The 26,512-nt window shown below is 63.5% G+C and carries 26 protein-coding genes and 1 riboswitch; of the genes, 16 read left to right on the top strand and 10 right to left on the bottom strand.

The window, feature by feature from the left end; all coding sequences use genetic code 11:
* The first annotated feature begins 95 nt into the window (after nt 1–95).
* Nucleotides 96–1,274 (top strand): ROK family protein, encoded by a 1,179-nt coding sequence (locus tag AC1DXU_RS00305; RefSeq protein WP_477362867.1) that lies wholly within the window; start codon nt 96–98, stop codon nt 1,272–1,274.
* A gap of 41 nt (nt 1,275–1,315) precedes the next feature.
* Here the strand turns inward: AC1DXU_RS00305 and AC1DXU_RS00300 are convergent, their stop codons facing one another.
* Nucleotides 1,316–1,792: a methyltransferase family protein gene (locus AC1DXU_RS00300; protein WP_477362864.1), complete on the bottom strand. Its 477-nt coding sequence runs from the start codon at nt 1,790–1,792 to the stop codon at nt 1,316–1,318.
* A complete protein-coding gene (locus AC1DXU_RS00295) occupies nt 1,789–2,781 on the bottom strand; it encodes an acetyltransferase domain-containing protein (RefSeq protein WP_477362861.1) in 993 nt (330 codons plus the stop codon). The genes AC1DXU_RS00300 and AC1DXU_RS00295 overlap by 4 nt, the downstream gene beginning before the upstream one ends.
* 214 nt (nt 2,782–2,995) lie before the next feature.
* Here AC1DXU_RS00295 and AC1DXU_RS00290 point away from each other — a divergent pair, with 214 nt between their 5' ends.
* Nucleotides 2,996–4,195, top strand: coding sequence for an MFS transporter (locus AC1DXU_RS00290; protein ID WP_477362858.1), 1,200 nt, complete (start codon nt 2,996–2,998; stop codon nt 4,193–4,195).
* Between the two features lie 139 nt (nt 4,196–4,334).
* Here the strand turns inward: AC1DXU_RS00290 and AC1DXU_RS00285 are convergent, their stop codons facing one another.
* Complete coding sequence (locus AC1DXU_RS00285) at nt 4,335–5,516, bottom strand: aromatic ring-hydroxylating oxygenase subunit alpha (protein ID WP_477362855.1); 1,182 nt, start codon at nt 5,514–5,516, stop codon at nt 4,335–4,337.
* Nucleotides 5,517–5,652: 136 nt separating this feature from the next.
* On the opposite strand from AC1DXU_RS00285, the gene AC1DXU_RS00280 reads away from it, so the two are divergent.
* From AC1DXU_RS00280 to cobO, 5 genes are all read left to right on the top strand, one after another.
* Nucleotides 5,653–6,345 (top strand): gamma-glutamylcyclotransferase, encoded by a 693-nt coding sequence (locus tag AC1DXU_RS00280; protein WP_477362852.1) that lies wholly within the window; start codon nt 5,653–5,655, stop codon nt 6,343–6,345.
* Nucleotides 6,346–6,413: 68 nt separating this feature from the next.
* Nucleotides 6,414–6,610, top strand: a riboswitch (cobalamin riboswitch).
* A 37-nt stretch (nt 6,611–6,647) separates the two neighbouring features.
* Nucleotides 6,648–6,827, top strand: coding sequence for a CbtB domain-containing protein (locus AC1DXU_RS00275; protein ID WP_477362849.1), 180 nt, complete (start codon nt 6,648–6,650; stop codon nt 6,825–6,827).
* 15 nt (nt 6,828–6,842) lie between these two features.
* Nucleotides 6,843–7,643: a CbtA family protein gene (locus AC1DXU_RS00270; protein ID WP_477362846.1), complete on the top strand. Its 801-nt coding sequence runs from the start codon at nt 6,843–6,845 to the stop codon at nt 7,641–7,643.
* Nucleotides 7,636–8,151, top strand: coding sequence for a bifunctional adenosylcobinamide kinase/adenosylcobinamide-phosphate guanylyltransferase (gene cobU, locus AC1DXU_RS00265; RefSeq protein ID WP_477362843.1), 516 nt, complete (start codon nt 7,636–7,638; stop codon nt 8,149–8,151). The genes AC1DXU_RS00270 and cobU overlap by 8 nt, the downstream gene beginning before the upstream one ends.
* Before the next feature lies 1 nt (nt 8,152).
* The gene (cobO, locus tag AC1DXU_RS00260; RefSeq protein ID WP_477362840.1) at nt 8,153–8,767 is read left to right on the top strand and encodes a cob(I)yrinic acid a,c-diamide adenosyltransferase; all 615 of its coding nucleotides are present in this window, start codon (nt 8,153–8,155) and stop codon (nt 8,765–8,767) included.
* Between the two features lie 12 nt (nt 8,768–8,779).
* Here the strand turns inward: cobO and cbiB are convergent, their stop codons facing one another.
* On the bottom strand, nt 8,780–9,757 hold the full coding sequence (gene cbiB, locus AC1DXU_RS00255; protein WP_477362837.1) for an adenosylcobinamide-phosphate synthase CbiB: 978 nt from the start codon (nt 9,755–9,757) through the stop codon (nt 8,780–8,782).
* On the opposite strand from cbiB, the gene cobD reads away from it, so the two are divergent.
* The gene (cobD, locus tag AC1DXU_RS00250) at nt 9,756–10,811 is read left to right on the top strand and encodes a threonine-phosphate decarboxylase CobD (RefSeq protein WP_477365904.1); all 1,056 of its coding nucleotides are present in this window, start codon (nt 9,756–9,758) and stop codon (nt 10,809–10,811) included. The genes cbiB and cobD overlap by 2 nt on opposite strands.
* On the top strand, nt 10,811–11,320 hold the full coding sequence (locus tag AC1DXU_RS00245; RefSeq protein ID WP_477365901.1) for a tyrosine phosphatase family protein: 510 nt from the start codon (nt 10,811–10,813) through the stop codon (nt 11,318–11,320). Before cobD ends, AC1DXU_RS00245 begins: the two co-directional genes overlap by 1 nt.
* A gap of 1 nt (nt 11,321) precedes the next feature.
* Here the strand turns inward: AC1DXU_RS00245 and AC1DXU_RS00240 are convergent, their stop codons facing one another.
* Both AC1DXU_RS00240 and AC1DXU_RS00235 read right to left on the bottom strand, forming a co-directional pair.
* Complete coding sequence (locus AC1DXU_RS00240) at nt 11,322–12,125, bottom strand: creatininase family protein (protein ID WP_477362834.1); 804 nt, start codon at nt 12,123–12,125, stop codon at nt 11,322–11,324.
* Nucleotides 12,126–12,180: 55 nt separating this feature from the next.
* Nucleotides 12,181–12,564 (bottom strand): RidA family protein, encoded by a 384-nt coding sequence (locus AC1DXU_RS00235; protein ID WP_477362831.1) that lies wholly within the window; start codon nt 12,562–12,564, stop codon nt 12,181–12,183.
* A gap of 254 nt (nt 12,565–12,818) precedes the next feature.
* Between AC1DXU_RS00235 and AC1DXU_RS00230 the strand changes: the two genes are divergently transcribed.
* The 7 genes from AC1DXU_RS00230 to AC1DXU_RS00200 are packed head-to-tail and all read left to right on the top strand — an operon-like array spanning nt 12,819 to nt 19,387.
* Entirely contained in the window at nt 12,819–13,823 is a 1,005-nt protein-coding gene (locus AC1DXU_RS00230) for an ABC transporter substrate-binding protein (protein WP_477362828.1), read from the top strand.
* Between the two features lie 15 nt (nt 13,824–13,838).
* The gene (locus AC1DXU_RS00225; RefSeq protein WP_477362825.1) at nt 13,839–14,669 is read left to right on the top strand and encodes an ABC transporter ATP-binding protein; all 831 of its coding nucleotides are present in this window, start codon (nt 13,839–13,841) and stop codon (nt 14,667–14,669) included.
* Complete coding sequence (locus AC1DXU_RS00220; protein WP_477311952.1) at nt 14,656–15,507, top strand: ABC transporter permease; 852 nt, start codon at nt 14,656–14,658, stop codon at nt 15,505–15,507. The genes AC1DXU_RS00225 and AC1DXU_RS00220 overlap by 14 nt, the downstream gene beginning before the upstream one ends.
* A 1-nt stretch (nt 15,508) precedes the next feature.
* Nucleotides 15,509–16,822 (top strand): cytosine deaminase, encoded by a 1,314-nt coding sequence (locus AC1DXU_RS00215; protein WP_477362823.1) that lies wholly within the window; start codon nt 15,509–15,511, stop codon nt 16,820–16,822.
* A complete protein-coding gene (locus AC1DXU_RS00210; RefSeq protein WP_477365898.1) occupies nt 16,822–18,219 on the top strand; it encodes an FAD-binding oxidoreductase in 1,398 nt (465 codons plus the stop codon). Before AC1DXU_RS00215 ends, AC1DXU_RS00210 begins: the two co-directional genes overlap by 1 nt.
* Entirely contained in the window at nt 18,219–18,800 is a 582-nt protein-coding gene (locus AC1DXU_RS00205; RefSeq protein WP_477362820.1) for an NAD(P)H-dependent oxidoreductase, read from the top strand. The genes AC1DXU_RS00210 and AC1DXU_RS00205 overlap by 1 nt, the downstream gene beginning before the upstream one ends.
* The gene (locus tag AC1DXU_RS00200; protein ID WP_477362817.1) at nt 18,800–19,387 is read left to right on the top strand and encodes an NAD(P)H-dependent oxidoreductase; all 588 of its coding nucleotides are present in this window, start codon (nt 18,800–18,802) and stop codon (nt 19,385–19,387) included. Before AC1DXU_RS00205 ends, AC1DXU_RS00200 begins: the two co-directional genes overlap by 1 nt.
* Nucleotides 19,388–19,535: 148 nt before the next feature.
* Here the strand turns inward: AC1DXU_RS00200 and AC1DXU_RS00195 are convergent, their stop codons facing one another.
* From AC1DXU_RS00195 to AC1DXU_RS00180, 4 genes are read right to left on the bottom strand one after another with little or no spacing between them, the layout of a single operon-like run.
* Nucleotides 19,536–21,983: a GcvT family protein gene (locus AC1DXU_RS00195; protein WP_477362814.1), complete on the bottom strand. Its 2,448-nt coding sequence runs from the start codon at nt 21,981–21,983 to the stop codon at nt 19,536–19,538.
* On the bottom strand, nt 21,980–23,161 hold the full coding sequence (locus tag AC1DXU_RS00190) for a pyridoxal phosphate-dependent aminotransferase (RefSeq protein WP_477362811.1): 1,182 nt from the start codon (nt 23,159–23,161) through the stop codon (nt 21,980–21,982). Before AC1DXU_RS00190 ends, AC1DXU_RS00195 begins: the two co-directional genes overlap by 4 nt.
* A complete protein-coding gene (locus tag AC1DXU_RS00185; protein WP_477362808.1) occupies nt 23,161–24,060 on the bottom strand; it encodes a homocysteine S-methyltransferase family protein in 900 nt (299 codons plus the stop codon). The genes AC1DXU_RS00190 and AC1DXU_RS00185 overlap by 1 nt, the downstream gene beginning before the upstream one ends.
* The gene (locus AC1DXU_RS00180; protein WP_477362805.1) at nt 24,057–26,510 is read right to left on the bottom strand and encodes a GcvT family protein; all 2,454 of its coding nucleotides are present in this window, start codon (nt 26,508–26,510) and stop codon (nt 24,057–24,059) included. The genes AC1DXU_RS00185 and AC1DXU_RS00180 overlap by 4 nt, the downstream gene beginning before the upstream one ends.
* Nucleotides 26,511–26,512 lie beyond the last annotated feature (2 nt).

The raw sequence follows: 26,512 nt of genomic DNA, 5'->3' as shown, positions 1-26,512 counted from the left end.
AGAACAGCCGGATTCCAATTGAACCGAGGCAAGTCGTAGCGTATGCAGGCGAAGCAGGTCAATACTTAATTTACAAAATTAACAATGAGGCGGGAATGAAACTCAAAGGTGACCAGCAGACCTCGCGTTCGATCAATCGTCGACTGATCCTCAACCTGCTGCGCAGGGAAGGGGCGATCAGCCGCGCCGAGATCGCCGCGATCACCGGATTGAGCCCGGCGGCGGTGACGTTCGTCGTCTCCGACCTGTTGACCGAGAACATCCTGGTCGAGGGAGAAGCCAGCGTCGGAGCGCCGGGGCGGCGGCCCATCCCGATCAACATCAACTATGCGGGCCGCCTCGTCGTCGGGTTCAAGCTGATGGTCGGTGCGATCGATTGCGTGCTAACCGACCTCGCCACGACGCCTCTTGTCACCAAGCAGGTCGCAGTGCCGGATCAGTCACCACAGAGCGTGGCCGATGCCTGTGCAGCTGCCGTCAAGGTATTGCTTGCGGACCGTGATGCGCCGATCGGCGCGCAGCTTAGCGGCATCGGCATCGCGGTGCCCGGAGTTATCGACAATGGCGTCTGCCGGCTCAGTCACCGGTTCGGCTGGACCGACGTGCCGATAGCGGCCATGCTCGCCGACCTCGTGAATGTGCCCGTCTGGGCCGACGACGACACCAACGCTTTCGCGCTAGCGCAGCAATTGTTCGGCCTCGGCCGGCATCACCGCACTGTCGGCGCGCTGGCGATCGGCGCCGGCATCAGTTGCGCGGTGGTGGTCGACGGCGCCGTGCATCACGGCGCGAACGGGGCCGCGGGCAAGATGGGGCACTCCATCTACGATCCCAACGGGCCACTATGCGAGTGCGGCCGCCACGGCTGCCTTCAAACGTTTTTCTCCGAGCCGGCATTGGTCAAGCGGTGGCGTGAGGCGAAAGGCCTCTCACGCGACGTTGACCGCTACGACATGCTCGAAGCGGCCAAGGCCGGCGACGAGACGGCGGTGAATTTGTTGCGTGAAGCGGGCGAAGGCATCGGCAGGTTTCTGGGCGGCTTCTGTAACATCATCGATCCGGAAGTGATTGTCGGTGGCGGCGAAGCCGTCAGCTTCGGCGACTATCTCTTCGAGCCTATGCGCAACGCGCTGGGACGTTACGCCATGTGGGCACCGCCGCCGATCACGCCAGACTGGGCCGACGATTCCTGGGCGCGGGGCGCTGCTGCCCTTGCTACCCAGAGGCTTTTCGACTTCGAAAGCCGGCCAGGCGAAATCAGGGTCGTTGTTTAGGCGAGGAACCTGTTAAGTCTGGCAGCGGCGGCCTGGGCTGTTCAAATCCAGCGCCGCACTCTTTTGGCGTAGTCGCGGTACTTCTTGCCGAATTTAGCCGCCAGCACCTTTTCCTCGCCCTCGATCGCGAGTTTTTGTGTTGCGAAGGCCGCGATCAGGGCCAGCGGCAGAAACCATGCGATGCCCGTGACGAAGGCGACGCCGATCAACAGCAGCGTGTTGGCCAGATACATCGGGTTGCGCGTGATGCCGAAAGGGCCTGACGTCACCAGATGGTCCGGCACGGCGTTCGGGTTGAACGTCGTCTTGGCCCGTATCATGCTGCGGATGGCGGTGAACCAGAGTGCGGCGACGCCGAACAGCGCCACCCAGCCGGCGGCGAAAAGCAGGTCGCCCGCAATGTCGCCGATCCATGGCAGCGGGTAGAGCAGGCCGAGCGCGATGCTGATGGCGATAGCAGCGACATAGATCAGCGGCGGCCATGGTATGTGACCGGGTTTCGGCTGGCTGTCGGTCATTGTTGCCCTCCCTCCATCATCGAGCTCTCGGTCTTGGCGGTGCAGGTGCCGGCGAGATCGCCGAGATGCGCCTTGAACTCCGGGGTCTGGTCGCCATTGTAGAGCCGATCGAATGTTGCCTCGCTTTGCAGCGTATCCAGCATGCACACACAATAGCTGGCGCAGAACTCCGTGTCGCGCTGCTGCTCGCAGGATACCTGGCACTCTTTCAGGAAGGTCACCTCCCTGGTTTCCACCGGCGCCGGCATGATCTGCGAGAACAGCCAGACACAGCCAAATAGCAGCGGCTGATGGATCAGATAGAAAGCCAGGCTGTGACGGCCGATGAAGATCAGCGGGTTGGCCCATCGTCCGGGCGTGAGCGTTGCCAACCGCGCCAGCACGCCTGACGTGGAAGCGAGCTTTGCTGCGGCGATGCCGATGAGCACGGCGCCGAACCAGGGCAAGACGGGCACATAGTCGTTGGAGCGCGGGTTGACCGCCGACAGACCAACCCACCACAGCGCCGGATGATCGAAGGCTTCGGATCTGAGGTAGATCGGCGCAGCGATCACGATCGCCGCCACGACAAGCGTCAGCAATGATGGCAGGCGCAGGAACAAAAGGCCAAGCAGGCTGGCCAGCGCTATCTCGTGCAAGATGCCGAAGAAGATGAAGCTGTCCGGCGTGACGAACCAGGTGACTGCCGATATGGCGATCGCCGCCACGGCGACCATGGCAAAGCGTTTCCAGAAGCCGTTCCAGCGGATCTGCCTGCCATGGGCGAGAAACAGGCTGACGCCGACCAGGAACAGGAAGGTCGAGGCGATGCAGCGCGCGTAGATCTTCCACCATCCGAAGGCGGTGAGACCGGGATCGGTGTAGTGGAAATTCTCCAGATCCCAGGTGAAGTGGTAGCTGGCCATGGCGATCAGCGCGATGCCGCGCACGACGTCGATGGCGACAATGCGCTTCGGTTGATCCGGGACGGCGGCGGTATGGATGCTCATGGTCTCGTAATTCTGATTCAGCCCTCAAGACGACTAGCACGGTTGCACCGGACAAAAGAAGGCAGGCCGAGACACCGCATCAGGGCCTGCTTTAGGCCAGCGCCGGAAAGCCTTTGGCCGGCTTCGCTTTTTGCCGTGAACGGGTCGGTTTCCTGTTACCGACACCTGGATGGCCACGCCAGATTGGCCTCGCGAATCTGCTTCGGGGAAAGCAATGTCCACCCATGTGCGCCATCCGATCTGGCTTCCGGCCTTGCGGCCGGCGGATGCGCGCACTTTTGCCTCGCTCTATACGGTCGAGTCCTTCGCGCGCGCCACGGTGTCGAGCGTCATCCCGATCCAGGCCTACGAGATCTTGCACAACGAGCAGATCGTCTCGATCCTCTACACCGTCGTGGCCATGCTTGGCCTGTCGGTGACGCTGTTCATGCCAATGCTGATCCGCCGCTTTGCCCGGCGCTGGGTCTACACGGCAGGCGCCTGCCTGCTGGCCATAGGCTCGCTGTTCTTCGTCACCCACACGCTGGCCGGGCAATTGGCGGGCATGCTGTGCCGCGTCATGGGCGCCAGCGCACTGTCGATCACGCTCAACCTCTACATCATGGACCACATCCGCAAGACCGACTTCATGCAGGCGGAATCGCTGCGCATGGCATGGTCGATGTTTGCCTGGACCGGCGGGCCGACGCTCGGCATCTTTCTCTACACGCGCTTCGGCATCTATGCCGCGCATGGCGCGGTTGCTGTTTTTGCCATGATCCTGCTGGCGCTGTTTTGGACCTACCGGCTTGGCGACAACCCATCGATCCGCCCGGGCAAAACGCGGCCGGCCAATCCGCTGGCCAATATCGGCCGCTTCGTCGCCCAGCCGCGGCTCAGACTCGCCTGGCTGATCGCCTTCGGCCGCTCCTGTTTCTGGACGACGTTCTTCGTCTACGGGCCGCTGTTCATGGTCATCACCGGCGAAGGCAAGTTGGCCGGCGGCCTGCTGGTGTCGGCAGGCAATGCGCTTTTGTTCATGGCGATCTTCTGGGGCAAGGCGGGCAAGCGCTTCGGCGGTCGGCGCACCATGACGTTCGCCTATTTCGCCATGTCGGCGATGCTGTTGGCGGCGGGCGCGGTCGGCGAAACCGTGCCGCTGCTCACCGGCGCTTTTTTGCTCTGCGGCGCGTTCTTCACCATTGCGCTCGACGCACTCGGCTCTACCGCCTTCATGCGCTCGGTGCGCTCCTATGAGAGGGCGCAGATGGCGGCGGTCTATCGCACCTATCTCGACTTTTCCGAGCTGACGCCGCCGCTGGTCTATTCGGTGGTGCTGGCGTTCTTCGGCCTAGGTTCGGTGTTCGCGACGCTCGGCCTGCTGGCGGTGGTCTGCGGTTTTGTCACGTGGCGCTATCTGCCGAAATCGCTTTAGTCGGCCTTGATAATTCTACTCCGGCGGACATCTGTCGCGATTTTCTCCGCTTCCGGTGCTCACGGACCCAAAAGTCCGCTGCGCGCCGGTGCTCGAAAACCACTCCATATGCCTCGCCGGAGCGAATTCTGAAGGCCGACTAGGCGGTTGTTCCAACCGCTGCGTGCTGCTCACGCACCCAGTTGTGGAAGCGGTGCAGATCGTATTCCTCCGGCATCAGCACGCCGGCCTGGTGGCGCAGCGAGCGCAGGCCTTTCTGGTTGACCTCGCAGATCGCGGCGTCTTCCTCCAGCACCTGCCGGCCGAAGGCGACGATGTTGTCGATATCGGCCTGGGGTGCCGTCAGCGCTTCGGGCGAAAAAAGCCATTCGGCGGTGAGTTCGGTCTGTTCGGGGCCAAGCGGTACCAGCCGCACGGTCCTGATATAGTCGACATGGCCGACGATGAACATCGATGGCAGTGACGTGGCGTAGGTCTGGCCGGCGGCGCGCTCGGCCGGCGTCAGCCCGGAAAACACCGGTCCATGCGCCTGCCCGTCACGCGACCATGTCTCGGCGCCGGCGCGCAGGCCGCCGGAAAATTCCGGCGCGTCATTGTCGGCATGGCGAACCCAGTCCGGGTCATCGTGCCTTCCCATCAGGCCGCGGCCATAGATCGGCACCAGCCGCGACAGGTCCTTGTGGACGCCGGGGCAGTGCAGGCACTCGTTGAAGTTCTCCCAAAAAATCTTCCAGTTGCAGTTCATCACCTTCTTCAGCACGTGGCCGCTGACCAGCGTTTCCAGCGGCCAGTTGCCGAGATTGCCGGATGCGGGATCGAAGGATGCTTGCGCCGAACCGTTGGCGTCCTCCTGCAAATTGACGAAGACAAAGCCGCGCCACACCGACAGCGCCACGCGGTAGAGCGGATGATCGGCCTTGTCGAAACCGTCGGGCAGCGATTTCGAGGGAACGCGCACGAGATCGCCGCGCAGCGAATAGGACCAGGCGTGATAGGGGCAGGTGATCAGCCGCGCCTTCAGCCGGCCCTCGCTTTCCTGGCAAAGCTGCGAGCCGCGATGCCGGCAGGTGTTGTGGAAAGCGCGCAGCACGCCGGTGTCGTCGCGCAGCACGACGATTTCCTGCGTGCCGACACGGAATGTGCGGAACGCCAGTGGCTGGGCAAGATCGGTCTCGCGGCAGACCAGCAGCCAGTTTCTGTACCAGATGGCGTCTAGATCGCGCTGGTAGGCGTTTGCATCCCAATAGGCCGACGACGGCAGCGTCGATTCGGCCCGGGTCAGGCCGTTATAGGGATCGCGCTCGCCGGGGTTGGGTTGCATGGCTGGCTTCCTGTGATGTGCCAGCCGACACCCCGGCAAATCTTTTGTCAATTCTAGTGACGGCATTTGGCACGGCGCCGCATTGCCGGTTTCGACCGCGATGCCTAATCATGTCCTTGAACAAGAGGATTGAGAATTGTCTACACGACAGATGTCGCTCACGCCGGAACTGGTCGCGCGCTGCTGGCGCGCGATCGAGGATACAGGTCCGGATCCGGATGCAGGGCACCTGGATGATGCCGACTATGACGCGTTGGTGGACGCATTGCAGGCGGAACTCCCTGACTCGGAACCGCTGTGGCTGTTCGGCTACGGCTCGCTGATCTGGAAACCCGAAATCGATCATGTCGAAGAGCGGGTGGCCTTGGCGCGCGGTTGGCACCGCTCCTTTTGCATGAACATGACCCGCTGGCGCGGCACCAAGGACAGCCCCGGCCTGATGATGGCGCTGGACCGTGGCGGACAGTGCAAGGGCGTCGCCCTTCGGCTTGGCGACGCGGATCGGCGGCAGCAGCTGGGCAAGCTTTTCAGGCGCGAAGTGACACTAAAGCCGACAAGCTACCATCCCCGCCTGCTCAACCTGGGAAGCGACAACGGCCCGATAAAGGCGCTGGCGTTCGTCATCAACCGCAATGGCCTCACCTATTCCGGACCGCTCGCCGAGGAGAGGGTCGTCGAACGGCTGGCGACGTCCTGTGGACACTGGGGCTCAGGCGCGGACTATCTCTATAACACGGTGAAAAACCTGGAAGAGCGCGGCATTCACGATCGCCATCTATGGCGGCTGCAGCGCCTCGTGGCCGAGCGGATCGCCGCGTCCGCAGCTTAAGGCCAGGGTGGCGCATTCACGCTGGTAACCGGCGGAATTTGGTTTGCCGGGCGCTGCGATTTTGCCTATAGTCGCTAGCTGTCGTCGGTTCCGTTTGGAGCCAAGAGGGAATGCGGTGCGGGCTGAGTTGTTGCCCAATGCCGTGGCTGCCCCCGCAACTGTGTGCGGTAGTCCTCTCCATATGCCACTGAAGATTTTTCTTCGGGAAGGTGGGGAAGGGCGCTGATCCGCGAGCCAGGAGACCTGCCGGCGACAGGGACACTGACTTCTATGCCCTCGGGTGGAGGGCGAAAGGACAAGATATGAATACCGCTTCCGTCTCTATCGGCGCTTCCGTCTCCTCGCAGTCGCGCTTCATGCAGCTGGTGCTCACTGCATTTCTCGGCCTGTTCGTTGTCGGTGTTGTCGGCTTCTCGCATATCGAGGTGGTCCACAACGCCGCGCACGACTATCGCCACTCGATGGCGTTTCCCTGCCACTGACGAGGAATTGACATCATGAACCTGTTTCGCAACGTCGTGTTCATCGCGGCGATCGCCGGGCTCGTGGCTGGCGTCGTTCTCGCCTGCATGCAGGCCTTTGCTACCGACCCCCTGATTTACCAGGCCGAAGTTTTTGAGAAGGCTGGCGGCCACCAGCACGATCATGCTGCGGCACCAGCCGCCAGCACCAACAATGCCATGAGCAGTGCCGCACCGGCGGAAAACACCATGAGCTCAGCCGCACCGGCGCCGGCCGAAGCGGCGGCTCCGGCTGAAGACGAAGGCTGGTCGCCGGCCGATGGCTTCGAGCGCTTCGCTTTCAGTGTCGTCGCCAATATCGTCACCGGCATCGGCTTCGCGCTGATCCTGGTCGCGGTTTCCGAATTCGCCGGCGGCATTGGGACCTGGCGTCAGGGCTTGTTCTGGGGCCTGGCCGGCTTTGCCGTGTTCACGCTGGCGCCGGGGCTCGGCCTGCCGCCCGAACTGCCGGCAATGCCGGCAGCCGACCTCATGCAGCGCCAGATCTGGTGGTGGGCAACGGTGGCGGCGACAGCGGCTGGCCTGGGCCTTCTCGCCTTTCGCAAGTCGCTGCCGTTGGCGATCCTTGCCGTGGCTTTGATCGTGGCGCCACATATTGTCGGTGCGCCGCAGCCGGACAGCTTCGTGACAGCAATCCCGGAAGGCCTACACCATCAGTTCGTGGTGGCGGTTACGGTGACCAATCTGGTGTTCTGGCTGGTGCTTGGTGCTGCCGTCGGCGTGGTGCGCGGACGCTTCACGGGAACGGCAACTAGCCTGCGCGACAGCTTTGCCTGATCGTAAAGAACTGACCTTCATCATCGGCGGTGCGCGCTCCGGCAAGAGCGCGCATGCCGAAAAACTGGTGACGGCAGGTGGGGCGCAGTGGGCCTACATCGCCACGGCGCAAGCCTATGACGACGAGATGCGCGAGCGCATCGCGCTGCACCGCTCGCGCCGCGGCGAGGGCTGGACGACCATCGATGCACCACTCGATCTTGCCGGCGCGATCGGGGCGCTGCCCGACAATCAACCTGTCTTGATCGACTGCCTGACGCTGTGGCTGACCAACCATATGCTGGCCGAGCATGACCTTGACGCCGAATGCCGAGGGCTGGCGGATGTGCTTTCGCGACCGCGCGGACCGTGGTTTGTTGTTTCCAACGAAGTCGGCCAGGGCATCGTGCCCGACAATGCGCTCGCGCGCCGGTTTCGCGATGCGGCCGGCCGCCTCAACCAGCAGGTCGCGGCGGTCGCCGACACGGTGCTGCTGATGGTGGCGGGATTGCCGCTCAAGGTGAAATGAAATGACCGAGATCGATGCCAAGGACGAAGAGCGCCACCGCGCCAAGATGGCCAAGCGCAAGGCGGTGCAGGATGCCGAAGTCGCGGCCAAAACGGTCGAGAAGGGGCTTTTGATCGTCAACACCGGCCCCGGCAAGGGCAAGACCACGGCCGCCTTCGGGCTGGCGCTGCGCATGCTCGGCTATGGCAAGCGCGTCGGTGTCGTCCAGTTCATCAAGGGCAAATGGCACACCGGCGAAAAGGACGCCTTTGCCGCCTTCGGCGATCGCGTCGTCTGGCACGCGATGGGCGAGGGGTTTACCTGGGAGACGCAGGACCTGAAGCGCGACATCGCTGCCGCCGAGGCTGCCTGGGCCAAGGTGCTCGAGCTGATGGGCGACGCTTCCATCAGCCTGCTGGTGCTCGACGAGTTGAACATCGCGCTGCGCTACGACTATCTCGATCTCGACACGGTGGTCGCGGCACTGAAGGCGCGGCGCGAAGGCCTGCATGTCGTCGTCACCGGCCGCAACGCCAAGCCGGCGCTGGTCGAGGCCGCCGATCTGGTCACCGAGATGGGCGTGACCAAGCATCATTTCGCGGCGGGTGTGAAAGCGCAGCAGGGGATAGAGTTCTGAGGGTGACGCCGCTCAGAGCGTCACCGCGATAAGGATCGCCGAGAGCAATCCGAACAACCCAATCAGCAGATAGTCGGCGATTTGATAAAGCCTCAGCGCCCGTCTGATATCCAGGCTATCCGCCTCGCGCCGTCCGCCTTCGCCCATGAAGGCATCTTCGACGATGACGCCGCCGTAGCTGCGCGGCCCAGCCAGCGCCAGGCCGAGCGCACCGGCCATCGCCGCTTCCGGCCAGCCGGCATTGGGCGAGCGATGTCTTTTCGCGTCGCGCCGCATGGCTGTCCAGGCGTTGCGGGGATCGGCGTCCTTAACCAGAAAGGCGGCGAGCACGATCAGCAGCGCGGTCAGCCTGGAGGCCGGCAGGTTGATGAAATCGTCAAACCGGGCAGCCGCCCGGCCGAAGGCCTCGTGGCGCGGCGTGCGGTGACCGATCATCGAATCGGCGGTGTTGGCGGCCTTGTAGGCGACGCCGCCCGCCAGGCCGCAAACACCGGTCCAGAAAGCGGGCGCGACGATGCCGTCGGAAAAATTCTCGGCCAGGCTCTCGATCGCGGCGCGGGCCACGCCCGGTTTGTCGAGCCTTTCCGGATCGCGGCCGACAATGCGCGCAACCGCGATACGACCCAAGGCCAGACCGCCGGTGTCGAGCGCATCGGCCACCGCTTCGACATGCTCGGTCAGGCTCTTCTGCGACAGCAGCGACGTCGCCAGAATGGCGGTGACGACCATTCCGGTGGGCAATATCTGCCAGAGCACGATTTGCAGCACAAAGGCGATTGCCGCCGGCACCAGCACGATGACCAGCAACGCCAGGACGCCCCGCCGGCGACGCAGCGCGTCGGAATCAGTGGCGCGGTTGAGCCTGCGGTCGAGAAAGGATATCAGCCTGCCGAACCAGGTGACGGGATGGCCGATGGCGCGGAACAGCCAGTCCGGGTAGCCCAGGACACGTTCAATGGCCAATGACAGGAAGGCGATCAGGATCGACATGAAGCTTCTTGAAGGAGCGATTGCTGCCGTGGATCACGGCGGGAGCCTTGGCCGGGCGAGCGCGCTCTTCCCTCACGCGCCACAGCCTTTTGTCGACCTCTCGACAGGTATCAATCCGCACTCCTACCCGCTTTTCGAGCTGCCCGCCACCGCTCTGTCGCGATTGCCGGAAGCCGCGCGCGCCCATGAGCTGGCCAGGATCGCGGCGAGTGCCTATGGCGCGCCGTCCGCAGCCAATATCGTGCTGGCCCCCGGCACGCAGATCCTGTTGCCGCGCGTCGCGTCGCTGGTCAGCCCCGGCAAGGCACTGGTGCTCGGACCGACCTATGCCGAACATGCGCGGGCAGCCGCGATCGCCGGCCATTCGGTCGTGGAGGTCGAAGATTTCGAGGTGCTGGCAGGTGCCGACCTCGCTATCGTCGTCAACCCCAACAATCCGGACGGGCGCGTCATAGATCGCGAAAGGCTGCTGCAGCTTGCGGCAAGATTGCGAGCCAAGGGCGGGTTGCTGGTCGTCGACGAGGCGTTTATGGATGTCGGTCCGCGCACTGAGAGCCTTGCCGGCGATGTCGACCAGGGCGGGATCGTCGTATTGCGCTCCTTCGGCAAGTTCTTCGGCCTGGCCGGCCTGCGGCTTGGCTTTGCATTGACTGATGTACGAACGGCCGAACGGCTGGACGCACAATTCGGGCCGTGGGCGGTTGCTGGCCCGGCGCTCGAATATGGCATCCGGGCGTTGGCCGATAGTGGTTGGCAGGCCGCGATGCGCGCGACGCTGGAGACGGAGGCACAGCGGCTGGATGCCTTGTTCGGCCGTTTCGGCGTTCCGGTCGTCGGCGGCACTACGCTGTTCCGCTCTCTCAGGCTGGTGGACGCTGCCGGCCTGTTTTCGGCACTTGGCGAGCGCGGCATCCTGCTTCGCCATTTCACCGACCGGCCGCTAGTGCTGCGCGCCGGCCTGCCCGGAAGTCAGGAGGAATGGCAGCGGCTCGAATCCTCCCTTGCCGAATGGGCGCACAAGCGCGACGCTGGCGCCAAGGAGATCGCGCGATGATGATCCATGTCTGTTCGCTGGCAAAAGTCGATGAAACCGTGACTAAAACTGGCGCCGAGCGGCTGCTTTCCCTGCTGGCCGCCGGAACCGAAGTGGTGCGCCCGGCCGCTATCGCCAAGGAAAATCACCTGCATCTGGTCATGCATGACATTGCGGCGGCGCAGGACGGCATGACCATGCCGGGCGAGGAGCACGTGCGCAATTTGCTCGATTTCGCCCGTCAATGGGATCGCGTGAAGCCGATGGTCGTGCATTGCTATGCCGGCATCAGCCGTTCGACCGCCTCGGCCTACATCATCGCCGCAGCACTGGCGCCGATGCGCGACGAGGTTGAATTGGCGCAGACACTGCGCGCGCTGTCGCCGTCGGCGACACCCAACCCGCGGCTGATTGCGGTCGCCGATGCGCTGCTCGAGCGCAACGGCCGCATGATCGAAGCGATCGAGGCGATCGGGCGCGGCGCTGACGCCTTTGAAGGCACACCCTTCGCGCTGAGAATTGACGGCTAATTTACGCCAGCCAGTCGGAAAGCTTTGCCTTGCGCACATCCCGCAAGAGGCTGATGAAACCGTCAGCTTGATGCTCTGATGTCAGCCGGCCTTTTTCGGCGGTGGCAATGCTGGCGTCGCCGACAACGCCGTTCGGGTTGAGGTCGCTGGCGATCCAGGCGAAGGCATGCGTTCCGGTGTGGCGCAGCAGCGAAAATTCCTTTTCGGCGCTGGCGACATTCGAAACGAAATTGTCGGCCTTTGCCATGTCGACGAGGTCCGGCCGGAAATGCAGCATCAGCGAGGTCTCGACATCGCCGCCATGAATGCCGTGGCGGTCCTCAAGCTCGGTGTACATGCCGACCGGGCGGCCAAAGCGCTGCCAGCTCGTCTTCACCGCCAGCATCTTGGCGCGCACCCGCAATTCGCGGGTGATGATGCCCATGATCTCCTCATTGCCGCCATGCGAATTGACGACGATCAGTTTTCTCACGCCGGCGCGTGCGATCGACAGGCCAAGCTCGGTCCAGGCCTCGACCAGGGTCGTCGCCGGCAGCGTGAGCGTGCCCGGTGCATGCAGGTGCTCGTTCGATTTGCCGACCGCCTGGACGGGCAAGATACGGATGTCGAGATCGCCGGGCAGGCGCGCGATCACCGTTTCAAGCATGCCATTCATGATCGAGGTGTCGGTCGAGACTGGCAGATGCGGGCCGTGCTGTTCGATCGCCGCCACCGGCAGGACGGCGATCGTAGCCTCCGGGTCGATCGCGGCGTATTCGGTGGTTCGATAGTCGCCCCACCACACGCGTCTCTTGGCTGCGGTCATGTCATGTCTCTCAGATGTTTGAGCCAGACCTAGCGCGGGAAGGCCGGCCTGTCGATCACCCAGCCGCGATGACCTCGATCTCGACCTTGAATTCCGGCCGGGCGAAACCGGAGACGATCATCAGCGTCGAGGCCGGTGCCGGGCTGGCGAACAGCCGGTCGCGGACGTCCATATAGGGCCGCAGGAAGGCGCGGTCGGTAACGTAGGCGTTGATGCGGATAATGTCGGAAAGGCCGAGCCCGGCCTCGCCGAGAATCGCTTCGATATTCCTGAAGCAGAGTTCGGCCTGTGCGCCGGCATCCTCCGGAATCTGATCGTCCGGTGTGATGGCGACCTGGCCCGAACACAGAACCAGCCGCTTGCCAGGCGGCACCTCGACGCCGTGGCTATAGCGGGCAAAAGGTGGCTTGATCGACTTCGGCGTAAGGAATTTGAACATGACAATCTCCGGTTTGTCGGCAGCCTAAGACTGAACCGCCGAGACCTTCAAGATGGCGGTGCATGGCATTGGCGCCATTGTGGACAGGCGTTCAAAAAATAGGCACGATGCCTTCCATGCAGCATGACCCGTCCGGCCTTCGCGCGCGACCTTGCGCAAGCGGGCGGTCCCGGCGGTGGCATGTGTCTTGCTTCTTGAACCAATGGTGTCGAGCCCGGCGCGGAGCGCGCCGGAGCAAACAGAAGGTGGTGTTGATGTACGGAAAACTGACGGTTTCGGTGGCGGCGATCGCCATGCTTGCTTCGAGCGCGCTGAGCGCGGCAGCAAACGAAAAGGTGACGTTCGGCACCAACTGGCTGGCCGAGCCAGAGCATGGCGGCTACTACCAGGCCGTGGCAGACGGCACCTATGCGGCCTGCGGTCTCGACGTGACCATCATGCAGGGCGGCCCGCAGGTCAGCGGGCGGCCGTTGCTGCTCGCCGGCAAGCTCGATTTCTATATGGGCGGCAATCTGCTGTCGGCGTTCGATGCCGTGCAGCAGGACATTCCGATGCGCGTGGTGGCGGCGGACTTCCAGAAGGATCCGCAGGTCATCATGTCCCAGCCCGGCCAAGGCCTGGACAAGTGGGAGGACCTGAAGACCGCCGACCAGTACATCCTCGGTGACGAGGGCGTGCAGACCTTCTTCCAGTGGATGGTGACGGAACTCGGCTTCGATGCCGCCAAGCGCGTGCCCTACACCTTCAACTCGGCGCCCTTCATCGCCAACAAGAAGTCGATCCAGCAGGGCTATGTCACCTCGGAGCCATTCGCGGTGCAGAAAGAGGGTGGTTTCCTGCCGAACCAGTTCCTGCTGGCCGACTATGGCTGGGACACCTACGCGACCACGGTTGAGACCATGCAGGCGACGATCGACAAGCGGCCGGAGGTGGTGCAGTGCTTCGTCGATGGTTCGGCCAAGGGTTGGTACAATTACCTCTACGGCGACAACAAGGCCGCCAATGAGATGATCAAGAAGGACAATCCTGACATGACGGATGCCCAGATCGCCTTCTCGATCGAGCAGCTGAAGAAATTCGGCGTCGTCGATTCCGGCGATTCGGAAAAGCTCGGCATCGGCGCCATGACCGACGCGCGCATCCAGAGCTTCTACGACAAGATGGTCAAGGCCAAGGTCACGCCGGCGGGTATCGACATCAAGAAGGCCTACACGCTTGCCTTCGTCAACAAGAGCGTCGGGCTGGAGCTGAAGAAGTAGGCCGGTCTGCCGGACATGATGCAGGAGAAAGTGGCGCAAACGCCGGCAAGCGCATCGGGCGAGAGTCCGATGCTGCTGGCGCTGCGCGGCGTCGGCAAGGTTTTTTCCAACGGCGTGACGGCGCTCAGCGACGTCAATCTGACGATCCGGGAAGGCGATTTCCTCAGCCTTCTCGGGCCGTCCGGCTGCGGCAAGTCGACTGCCTTGCGCCTGATTGCCGGCCTGTCGACGCCGACTTCCGGCGTGCTGGATTGGCGCGGCAGCGGCTCGCTCGACCGCTCGAAAATCGGTTTCGTCTTCCAGGAGCCGACGCTGCTGCCGTGGGCCGATGTCTTCGACAATGTCTGGCTGCCGCTCAGGCTGAAGGGCGTGTCGCGGGCCAAGGCGGCACCGGCGGTGATGGAGATGCTGGCGCGGGTTCATCTGACCGGTTTTGAGAATGCCGTGCCGCGTGAGCTTTCCGGCGGCATGAAGATGCGCGTCTCGATCGCGCGCGCCATGGTCACCAAGCCACGCGTGCTGTTGATGGACGAGCCGTTCGCCGCGCTCGACGAAATCACCCGCTTCAAGCTCAACAACGACCTTCTGGAGCTGTGGCAGGACGAGCGCTTCACCGTCGTCTTCGTCACCCACAGCGTTTTTGAAAGCGTTTTCCTGTCCAACCGCGTCGTTGTCATGGCGGCGCGGCCGGGCCGGGTGTTCGGCGAGCTTGCCGTCGATGCGCCCTATCCGCGCGACGAGGCTTTTCGCACCTCGCCAGACTATGCAGCGCTCTGCCGCCAGGCTTCGGACGTCCTGGTCAACGCCATCAACTCAACCGCCGGACCGCATCATGACGGCCATTGACCAACCTGCCGTAAACCTCGATCCGGAGGAGGCGCGCCGCGTGCGCGAGGAGCGGCTGGAACGGATCGGCAAATGGCTGCTGCCGCTGGCGATCATGATCCTGGCCATATGGTTGTGGGACCGTGTCTGCGTCTGGAACGAGATCCCGAAATACATCCTGCCACGTCCTGGCGTGGTGCTGCAGACGCTCTATGACGATGCCGGCCTGCTGTTCTCCTCGCTGCTGGTGACGCTCAAGATTACTTTTCTCAGCCTGGCGCTCGCCGTCATCGGTGGCGTCGGGCTGGCGGTGCTGTTTGCGCAATCGAAATGGGTGGAGATGTCGTTCTTCCCCTTTGCCATCGTGCTGCAGGTGACGCCGATCGTCGCCATTTTTCCGCTGATCAACATCTATGTCGACAACCAGACAACGAAACTGCTGCTTTGTGCCTGGATCGTCGCCTTCTTCCCGATCCTGTCCAACACCACGCTCGGCCTCAATTCCGTCGACCGCAATCTGCGCGACATGTTCAAGCTCAACGGCGCGACCCACTGGCAGCAATTGCGCTATCTCAGGCTGCCAGCAGCGATGCCCTATTTCCTCGGCGGGCTGAAGATCGCCGGCGGCCTGTCATTGATCGGCGCTGTTGTGGCCGAATTCGTCGCCGGCGCGCAAGGTCAGTCGTCGGGGCTTGCCTCGCGCATCATCGAGGCCGGCTACCGGCTCAACGCGCCGCGGCTGTTTGCGGCGCTGATCCTGATTTCGTTCACCGGCATTTTGATCTTCCTGGTGCTGTCGCTGATTTCGCATCTGATCCTGCGGCGCTGGCACGAAAGTGCATTGAAGCAGGAGCGATAGGGTGCCGGAAGCCATCAGCATTCCCGAGGACAGTTCCTATGTCCTCACCAACGTCCGGCTTCATGCATCGCTGACGCCCGGACTTGCCGCCGCCTTCGACGCCGATGGATTTGCGCTGGCCGATATCGCCGTCGCCGACGGCAAGATTTCCAGCATCGTCGCGCATGGACGAGCGAAGGCACCGGCAGGCGTTGACCTTGGTGGCCGCATCATCCTGCCGTCCTTCGTCGATTGCCACACCCATATCGACAAGGGCCATATCTGGCCGCGAAAACCCAATCCCGACGGCACTTTCATGGGCGCGCTGAACGCCACCGGTGCCGATCGGGCGGCGCGCTGGAGCGCCTGGGATGTTGCCCGCCGCATGGATTTTTCGCTGCGCTGCGCCTACGCGCACGGCACCAAGGCGTTGCGCACCCATCTCGACAGCGTGCCGCCGCAGGAAGAGATATCCTGGCCGGTGTTCGAGACCATGCGCGAGAAATGGCGCGGTCGCATCGAGTTGCAGGCCGCCTGCCTGCTCGGTATCGAAGGCGTGCGCGAGAAAAAGTGGTTCGAAAGACTGGCCAAGCGGGTCGCCGCGGCCAAGGGCGTGCTCGGCGTCGTCACCTATATGGTGCCCGACCTTGAGGAGCTGCTCGACAAGGTGTTTTCCGAGGCGATCAAGCACGGGCTCGACCTCGATTTCCATGCCGACGAGACCGACGATGTCGCGGCGATCTCGCTGAAGAAGATTGCCGAGGCGGCGCTGTGGAACGGCTTTGAGGGCAAAATCCTGGTGGGGCATTGCTGCTCGCTGGCGCGCCAGCCCGACCTCGATGTGCTCGACACGCTGGACAAGGTGGCGAAGGCGGGGCTTGCCGTGGTCTCGCTGCCGATGTGCAATCTCTATCTGCAGGACCGGCGGGCCGACAACACCACGCCGCGTTGGCGCGGCGTGACGCTGCTGCATGAGATGAAGGCGAGGGGTATTGCGGTTGCGGTTGCCTCGGACAACACGCGTGATCCGTTCTACGCCTATGGCGATCTCGACATGCTGGAGGTCTACCGCATGGCAACGCGCATCCTGCATTTCGATCATCCGGTCGCCGACTGGCCGCAAGCGGTGACGGCGACGCCGGCCAAGGTGATGCGGCTCGACGGCTTCGGTACGCTTGCTTCTGGCGGTGCCGCCGATTTCGTCGTCTTTAGGGGACGGAGCTGGACGGAATTGCTGTCGCGGCCCGAATCGGATCGCATCGTCGTGCGCGGGGGGCGCGCGATCGATCGTAGGCTGCCCGACTATGCCGAACTCGACGATTTGATGGTGACATGATGGATGTTTCGGCACTCAAGCGTGACCTCGAAGGTCTGAAGCTCGACGACCATCCGGCGATCGTCCAGCAGAAAAGCCGTGACTTCTACTGGTACAGCCCGGTGCTGAAACAGCAGCTCGACCATGTCACCGGCGACCTGATCGTGACGCCGAAGAGCGAGGACGAAGTCATCCGTGTGCTCGCGGCTTGCCACAGGCATGGCATTCCGGTGACGCCGCGCGGCAGCGGCACCGGCAATTACGGGCAAGCCATGCCTTTGTCTGGCGGCGTGGTGCTCAATCTTGCCGAAATGAACGCGGTCAAGGCCATCGCGCCCGGCCGGGTCGTCACCGGCCCGGGTGCGGTTCTCGCCGACATCGACAAGGCGACGCGGGCACATTCGGGCCAGGAACTCCGTATGTCGCCATCGACCTACAACACGGCCTCGATCGGCGGTTTCGTCGCCGGCGGCTCTGGTGGCATTGGCTCGATCCGCTGGGGTGGCTTGCGCGATCTCGGCAATGTCATCCGGCTACGGACCGTGACCATGGAGGCGGAACCCCGTATCATGGACCTGACCGGCGAGGACGTGCTCAAGGTCATGCACGCCTATGGCACCAATGGCATCATCACCGAAGTCGAGATGCCGCTGGCCGCCAGCTATGACTGGATCGACGTCATCGTCGGCTTCGACGATTTCATGGACGCCGCCGGCTTCGGCAACGACCTCGCCATCCAGGACGGCATATTGGCGAAGCTGATCACGCCGATCGCGGCGCCCATCCCCTACGATTATTTCAAGCGGCATCAGAAATTCTTCCGGCGCGAGCAGAGCATTGTCGTGTGCATGATCGCGCCGCACGCGATGGACGCCTTTGTCGCCTTGACAGCGCACAGCAAGGGCCAGATCGTCTTTCGCGCCGACAAGGAGGCCGATCTCAAGGGCCTGCCGCCGGCCTTTGAACTGACCTGGAACCACACGACGCTGCGCGCCATCCGGGTCGATCCCTCGATCACTTATCTGCAGACGCGCTACCCGTCGCCGGATCATCTCGCCCACGTCAAGGCGATGGTCGAGCGCTTTGGCGACGAAGTGCCGGCGCATCTCGAATTCATCCGCTTCGACGGTGCGATCGGCGCCGCCGGACTGCCGCTGGTGCGCTTCACCACGGCGGAGCGGCTCGACGAGATCATCCGCATCCACGAGGACAATGGTTGCTGGATCTTCAACCCGCACCGCTACACGCTGGAGGAGGGCGGCATGAAGCAGACCGACGCGGTGCAGCTTGCCTTCAAGCGCGAGACCGATCCGCAAGGGCTGCTCAATCCCGGCAAGATGATAGCCTGGGAAAATCCTGACTACGACTACCGCTCGGGCAAGTCGTTCCTGTTCAAGGGTTTGCAAAAGGCGAGCTGATGAACATCCTCGTCCTCTATGCCCATCCGGTCGAGACCAGCTTCAATGCCGGTCTGCACCGGATGATCGTCGAGCGACTGACGGCGGCCGGCCATGCGGTCGACGATTGCGATCTCTACGCCGAGGGCTTCGATCCGCGGCTGACGCGCACCGAGCGGCTCGGCTATCACAACGAGCGCGGCACCGGTGATCCGGCAGCGCCCTATGTCGAGCGCTTGCTGCAGGCCGAGGCGCTGGTGCTGTCATACCCGGTGTGGAATTTCGGTTTTCCGGCCATGCTGAAAGGCTTTCTCGACCGCGTCTTTCTGCCCGGCGTGTCGTTCAGGCTGGTCGACGGCAAGGTGCAGCCGTCGCTGCACAACATTCGCAAGCTGGCCGCGGTCACCACCTATGGCGGCAGCCGCTTCCGTGCCATGCTGATGGGCGATCCGCCACGCAAGCTGGTCAACCGCATGCTGCGCGCCACCATCAAGCCCGGTGCCTCCGTGTCCTATCTCGCGCATTACTCGATGAACCTGTCGACCGATGACACGCGCAAGGCCTTCATGGCCAAGGTCGCAGCCAGGATGGATGCGTTCTGATGCGGGTGCTGGTGGTCTATTGCCATCCTGTGCCGGAGAGCTTTTGCGCGTCGATCCGCGACAGCGCCATCGAAGTGCTGACGCGAAGAGGCTGTGAGGTACGGCTGCTCGACCTCTATGCGGAAAACTTCAATCCGGTCATGGGCTGCGATGAGCGGCGCTTCTACAATGACCGCGCCCCTGAGGATCCGGCGCTGAAGCCGCATTTCGAGCATCTCGCCTGGGCGCAGGCGATCCTCTTCGTCTATCCGACATGGTGGTACGGGCTGCCGGCGATGCTGAAGGGCTGGCTCGACCGGGTGTGGGCGACGGATGTCGCCTTCAAGCTGCCGGCGGGCAAGGGGCGGATCAAGTCGCTGATGACGCATGTGACCAAGGTCGGCGTCATCACCACCTGCGGCGCACCGACCTGGTGGAGTGTCGTCGTCGGCCAGCCCGGCCGCAAGACCTTGCTGCGCGGCATGCGCGCGCTGTGTGCTCGCCGCTGCCGGACGTTCTTCCTGGCGCATTATCTGATGGATGCCTCGACGCCGCGGACGAGGGCGGCGTTTCTGGCGAAAGTGCGGGCGAAGCTGGAAAGGTTTTGAGGGATTAGCGTCCTTCTCTCCGTTCTACTGGGAGAAGATGCCGGCAGGCAGATGAGGGGCAGCGCGAACATTGCAGAGGCTGGCGCCGCCCCTCATCCGACCCTTCGGGCCACCTTCTCCCCGTGAACGGGGAGAAGGCAAGAGGGCGCTACATCTTCGTCCGTTCCGCCTTCGGATCATACATCGGCTTCAGCGACGCTTCCGCCGCAAACCGTTCGCCGGCGATCTCGATCTCGTAGGACGATCCCAGCACATCCGCCTCGCTCTCACCCTTGCACGAGACGTAGCCGAGCCCGACGGCGCCGCCGAGATGATGGCCGTAATTGCCTGAGGTGATCGGGCCGACGATCTTGCCGTCGCGCAGGATCGCCTCATTGTGGAAGAGCAGGGGCTGCGGGTCTTTCAGGCGGAACTGCACCAGCCGCCTGTTCAACCCGGTTTCCTTCTTCTTCAGCACGGCATCGCGGCCGATGAAGTCGCCCTTGGCGGTCTTCACCGCAAAGCCGAGGCCGGCCTCCAGCACATGGTCCTCGTCGGTGATGTCGTGGCCGAAATGGCGAAAGGCCTTTTCGATGCGGCAGCTGTCCAGCGTGTGCAGGCCGCAGAGTTTCAGGCCGACATCCGCACCCGCCTCGTCGATGGTGTCGAAGACATGGGCTGCCTGGTCGGTCGAGACATAAAGCTCCCAGCCGAGTTCGCCGACATAGGTTACGCGGTGGGCGCGGGCGAGGCCCATGCCGATTTCTATCTCTTGAAACGTCCCGAACGGATTGGTTTCGTTGGAGAAATCGTTCGGGCTCACCTTCTGAATCAATTTCCGCGCGTCCGGACCCATCAGGCAGAGCACGCTTTCGGCCGCAGTGACATCGGTGATGACGACGAATTCGTCAGCGAGATGTTTTCTCAACCAGGCGAGGTCGCGCTGCAGCGTGGCACCTGGCACGACGAGGAAATAAGCGGTTTCCGAGAGCCTGGACACGGTGAGGTCGCTCTCGATGCCGCCGCGCTTGTTGAGCATTTGCGTGTAGACAATCTTGCCTGGCGCCACATCCATGTCGTTGGCGCAGAGCTTTTGCAGGAAGGCGCAGGCGTCGCGACCCTCGACACGGATCTTGCCGAACGAGGTCATGTCGAACAGGCCGACACCGTTCCTGACCGCCAGATGCTCCTCGCGCTGGTTGTCGAACCAGTTTTGGCGCTTCCAGGAATAGCGATATTCGCGCTCCTGGCCCTCACGCGCGAACCAGTTGGCGCGCTCCCAGCCGGCGACTTCGCCGAACACGGCGCCGCGCGCCTTCAGATGTTCGTGCAGCGGCGAACGCCTGACATTGCGCGACGTCGCCATCTGGCGATAGGGGAAATGGTCGGCGTAGAGCAGACCGAGCGTTTCGGAGACGCGCTCCTTCAGATAGCGGCAGTTCTTCTGGAACGGCTGGGCGCGGCGGATGTCGACTTCCCACAGGTCGAAGGGCGCTTCGCCGTCATTGATCCATTGCGCCAGCGCCATGCCGGCGCCGCCGGAAGAGACGATGCCGATCGAATTGTAGCCTGTCGCCATCCAGTAGCCTGACAGCTCCGGCGCCTCACCGAGATAGTAGCGGTCATCGGGGGTAAAACTCTCGGGACCGTTGAAGAAGGTGTGGATGCCGGCCGTGGCCAGCATCGGCATGCGGTTGACGCCCATTTCGAGGATCGGCTCGAAATGCTCCATGTCTTCGGGCAACTGGTCGAAGCAGAAATCCTCGCGGATGCCGTCCATGCCCCAGGGTTTTGCCACCGGCTCGAAAGCGCCGAGCATCATCTTGCCGGCGTCTTCCTTATAGTAGGCGCATTCGTCGGGAACGCGCAGCACCGGCAGGCGGGTGAGACCGGGTATCGGCTCGGTGACGAGATAAAAATGCTCGCAGGCGTGCAGCGGAATGGTGACGCCATTCTGGGCGCCCAGTTCGCGCGCCCACATGCCGGCGCAGTTGACGACGATGTCGGCCTCGATCGTGCCTTGCTCGTCGCCTTGCGCCCAGGAAACGCCAGTGACGCGGCCTGCTTTCGTGTGGACCTTGGTGACCTTGACGTTCTCGACGATGGTGGCGCCGCGCTGGCGCGCGCCCTTGGCCAGCGCCATGGCGATGTTGGCGGGGTCGCACTGACCGTCGAGCGGCAGATGAACGGCGCCGACGACATCCGAAATGTTGAGATGCGGATACATCTCTTTGACTTCGTTGGGCGAAATCTCGCGCACGTCGACATCGAAGGCGCGGGCGAGAGACGCCTGCCGATAAATCTCGTGCTTGCGTTCTTCGGTCAGCGCCACGGTGATCGAACCGACCTGGCGCATGCCGGTGCCGACTTCGGTTTCGGCTTCCAGTTTGACGTAAAGGTCGGCCGAATATTTCGCCAGCCGGGTCATGTTCTGCGAGCCGCGCAACTGGCCGATCAGGCCGGCGGCGTGCCAGGTCGTGCCCGATGTCAGTTGCTTGCGCTCGAGCAGGACGATGTCCCAGCCGAGCTTGGCCAGATGGTAGGCGACCGAGCAGCCGGAGACCCCGCCGCCGATGATGACGGCTCTCGCCTTGGTCGGGATGGGTTTGGCGGTCATGCCGCCTCGCGGCGGTAGCTGGAGGCAAAGCGGCGCAAGCGAAGGGCTGCTTCCTGCAAGACAGGCTCAGGCTGGCAGAGGCTGATGCGGATGTGGCCGGCAGCGGCCTCGCCGAAGCTGGAGCCGGGCATGACGCCGACCTTTTCCGCGTCGAGGAAAGCCCAGGCGAATTTCTCGTCGTCGGGTTCGACATCAGATATGTCGAGCATGACATACATGCCGCCTTCCGAGCCGCGCACGCTGACATTGTTCATGCCGCGCACCGCGTCGAGCAGGATTGTGCGCCTTCCGGCATAGCGTTCGGCAATCTCCTTGACGCCATAGCCGTTTTCGAGCGCCTCGGCGCAGGCAAGGCTGATGAAGGCCGGCAGGCCATAGGTCGTCACCAGATTGAGGTTGGTCAGCAGCAGGATCATCTCTGCCGGCCCGGTCAGCCAGCCCATGCGCCAGCCGGTCATGCCATGGCTCTTCGACATCGAATTGATGACCAACGTGCGCTCCGCCATGCCGGGCAACGAGCGCGGCGAGATATGCTCGCCGCCGCCCAACGTCCAGTAGACCTCGTCCGACAGCAGCCAGAGGTCATGCTCGCGGCAGATTTGCGCCAGCTCTTCCAGATGCTGGCGCGAATAGACAGCACCCGTCGGATTGTTCGGCGTGTTGATGAGGATGGCGCGGGTGTTGGGCCGAAGCGCTGCGCGGATGTCGGCGGCTCGCGGCTGGAAGCCGTCCTCGGCCGGTGTCTCGACCACGGTGAATTCCGCACCCGCCGCGCTGAAGGTGTTGGGGTAAGTGGCATAGTAGGGCGCGACGACGATGGCATGATCGCCCTGGTCGAGAACGGCCTGCACCGCCGCGTAGAGCGCTGCCTGCCCACCTGGCGTGCCGATGACCTGGTCGGAACTGGTCGCGATGCCGGTGCAAGCGGTCGAGGCTGCAGCCATGGCCTTGCGCAGGCGCGGAATGCCGGGAAGCGGCGTGTAGTGGTGATTGCTGGCGCGAACCGCCGTCACGCAGGCTTCGATGGTTTGCGTCGGCGTATCGAAATCATGGTCGCCAACCGACAGCATGATGATGTCCTCGCCGGCAGCCTTGCGGGCCCAGGCGGCGGTATGGACCTCCCAGCCGTCCTTGCCCGAAGGCACGATGCCGGAAATGCGCGATGAGGGTCTGGGCATCAGGATACTCCCGAGATTTCGTAGCCGGCCAGTTCGAGCCGGTCGCGCAGGGCGGCAATATGGGCGGGTCCGACTTCGCAGCAGCCGCCGACAATGCCGGCGCCGGCGCTGACCCAACCGAGCGCCTGGTCGGCATAGGCATCCGGGCCAAGGTCGTGGCGGGCGTGCAACACATCGACGGTGCCGCCATGTTTGAGCGCTTCGGTGGAGGTGAAGCCGTTGGCATAGGCGCCGACCGGGCCGCCGAGATCGATCAGTTCGGGCAGGGCTGCGGCGATCGCTTCCGGCCGGCAGCAATTGACCAGTCTGGCGGCGACCGCCAGGCCATCGAGCGCGCTCGCCGCTGCCGCTATTGTCTCGCCGCTGCGCAGGCGCGGCGTGCCGTGATCGGCAAGCGTCCACGACACCCAGACAGGCTTGCCGATTTCGGCTGCAGCAGTGACGGCGGCGCGGCCTTCCTCGGCCGAGGCCATGGTCTCGCACAGGAACAGGTCGACGCCGTCGGCCTGCTCGGCGACGATGCGGCGGTAGATATCCAGCGTCTCCTCATAGGAGATGGTCAGTGCCGGCGCATAGCTGCCGAAGAGCGGCGACAGGCAGCCGGCGATCGCTGTTTCGCCGGCCTCGTCGCGGGCTTGTCTTGCCAATTCGATGCCGCGCTTCTGCAATGGCTTGAACAGGTCTTCCGCCCCCTCGCGTGCCAGACGTTCGGGTGTGGCCGAATAGGTGTTGATGGTGATGACGCGGGCGCCGGCGCGAATGAATTCGGCATGCAGGTCGCGCACCAGATCCGGCTCGTCGATCAGCACCCTGGCCGACCATAGCGGCGTCGGTTCGGAACTGCTGCGGCGCACCAGCTCCTGGCCCATGCCGCCATCGGTGAGGATGACTTTTTTCATGCTCTCAATCTTTCGTTTTTTGGATCCCATAGCGGTTCGTCCTTCTGCACGATCGCTTTGAAGCGGTCGCCGAAGATTTCGATCTCGATGGCTGTTCCCGGCTCAGCCAGATCGGCGCGCAGCATGCCGAGCGCGATCGATTTTTCGATGCGATGACCCCAGCCGCCTGACGTTGTTTCGCCGACGATCTTGCCGTCATGCCACAGCGTCGAGACGGATGGCGCGTCGCAATCGCCCGGGTTTTCGACGACCAGCGTGACGAAGCGCTTCTTCACGCCTTGCTGTTTCTCGCTCAGCAGCGCTGCCTTACCTGGGAAATCGGCCTTTTCCCATTTGACGAAGCGCTCGAGCCCGCCCTGCAGGATCGAATAGTCGGTCGAAAGATCGCCCTTCCAGGTGCGGTAACCCTTCTCGAGCCGCAGCGAATCCAGCGCGTACATGCCGAACGGTTTTAGCCCATGCTTCTGACCTGCGGCCCAAACAGCGTCGAAGACGACTGACGTGTCGTCCACCCTGGTGTGGATTTCCCAGCCGAGTTCGCCGGCGAAGGAGACGCGCACCAGCTTTGCCCAGCGGCCGGCGATTGTCGTTTCCTGATGCGTCAGCCAGGGCAAGGTGAGGTCGGCGGCGCAGACATCGGCGAGGATTTTTCGCGAGTTGGGGCCGGCGAGGATCTGCGTGGAGAACTCTTCCGTGCGGTCGATCAGCTTGAATGAAGCATCCCTGGGCATGCGCGATTTCAGCCATTCGAAATCGTGCCACTGCGCCACTGCGGCGGTGATCAGCGTCATCAGGTTTTCGTCGTGGCGAACGACAGACATTTCGGTGACGATGCGGCCCTTGTCATCGGCAAAGTAGATAAGGCCGATGCGGCCCGGCTTCGGCACCAGACCGGTCACCTGTTGGCTCAGCCAGTCGGCAGCGCCGGGACCGTCGAGATTGAAGCGCGAGAATCCGGGCAGGTCCAAAATGCCGGCGGCGTCGCGCACCGCCAGGCACTCTTCGCGCACGCGATGCTGCCACGGTCCGTCGCGGCGGAAGGTCAGTGTCGCTTCCTCGGAGATATCGTCGCCGTCTTGCGCGTACCAGGTGGCGCGCTCCCAGCCATTGTAGGCGTCGAAGCGGCCGCCGAGTGCCTTGATGCGATCGTGGATCGGCGACAGTTTGCGGTCGCGCCCCGCGGGCCAGGCATGGCGCGGGAACTGGATGGCGTATTCGTTGCCGTAGATCTCCATGCCCTTGGCGACGCAATAGTCAGGGGCCGCGGCAAATGAGGTGAAGCGGCGCGGATCGCAGGACCACATGTCCCATTCCGTCCGGCCTTGCGTCACCCATTCGGCCAGCACCTTGCCGGCGCCGCCGCCCTGGGCGATGCCGAAGGTGAAAACGCAGGCCTCGAAGGCATTGGGAACGCCAGGCATCGGCCCGATCAGCGGGTTGCCGTCCGGCGTGTAGGGGATCGGGCCGTTGATGACTTTCGACAGGCCGGCGGTGCCGAGGATCGGCACGCGGGCAACGGCGTCGGCGAGATAATGCTCGAGACGGTCGAGATCGTCAGGAAAAAGCTGGAACGAGAAATCGTCGGGCATCGGGTCGTTGTGGCCAACCCAGTGCGCACGGCAATTGCGCTCGTAGGGGCCAAGATTCATGCCGTTCTTTTCCTGGCGCAGATAGTAGGAGGTGTCGACGTCGCGCAGCAGCGGCAGTTTCTTGCCTTGCTCCTTCGACCATGCCGCCAGCTCGGGGATTTCCTCGAACAGGATATACTGATGGCTCATCACCATCATCGGCACGTCGCGGCCGAACATCCTGCCAACTTCCGCGGCGCGATAGCCGGCGGCGTTGACGACGATTTCGCAGCGGATCTCGCCTTGCGCTGTTTCGACCACCCATTCATTGTTCTCGCGGCGCACGCCTGACACCGGACAAAAGCGGATGATTTTCGCGCCCAGGTCGCGCGCGCCCTTGGCCAGCGCCTGGGTCAGCTGTGCCGGGTCGATGTCACCGTCACTGGGATCGTAGAGCGCACCCTTCAATTCATGCGTTTCGAGAAAGGGGTAGCGGCGCTTGATCTCGTCGAGCCCGACGACATCGATGTCCATGCCCTGGTAGCGGCCCATGCCCTTGGCGCGCTGGAACTCCTGCATGCGCTCGGTCGTATGCGCCAGCCTGAGCGAGCCGGTGACGTGGTAGTTCATGGGATAGTCGACCGCGTCGGCCAGGCCGCGATAGAGCTCGGTCGAATAGCGCTGCATGTTCATCAGCGACCAGGACGAGGAGAAGGTCGGCACATTGCCAGCGGCATGCCAGGTCGAGCCCGAGGTCAGCTCGTTCTTTTCGAGCAGCACGCAGTCGGTCCAGCCCGCCTTGCAAAGGTGGTAGAGCGAGGAGGTGCCGACGACACCGCCTCCGATGATCACCACGCGTGCCGTGGTCGGCAAACCGGCCATAT

This window comes from Mesorhizobium sp. P3_A10 (genome assembly GCF_056403175.1).
Note: the sequence above shows the minus strand (reverse complement) of the source record. Positions and strands in the feature narration are given on the sequence as shown.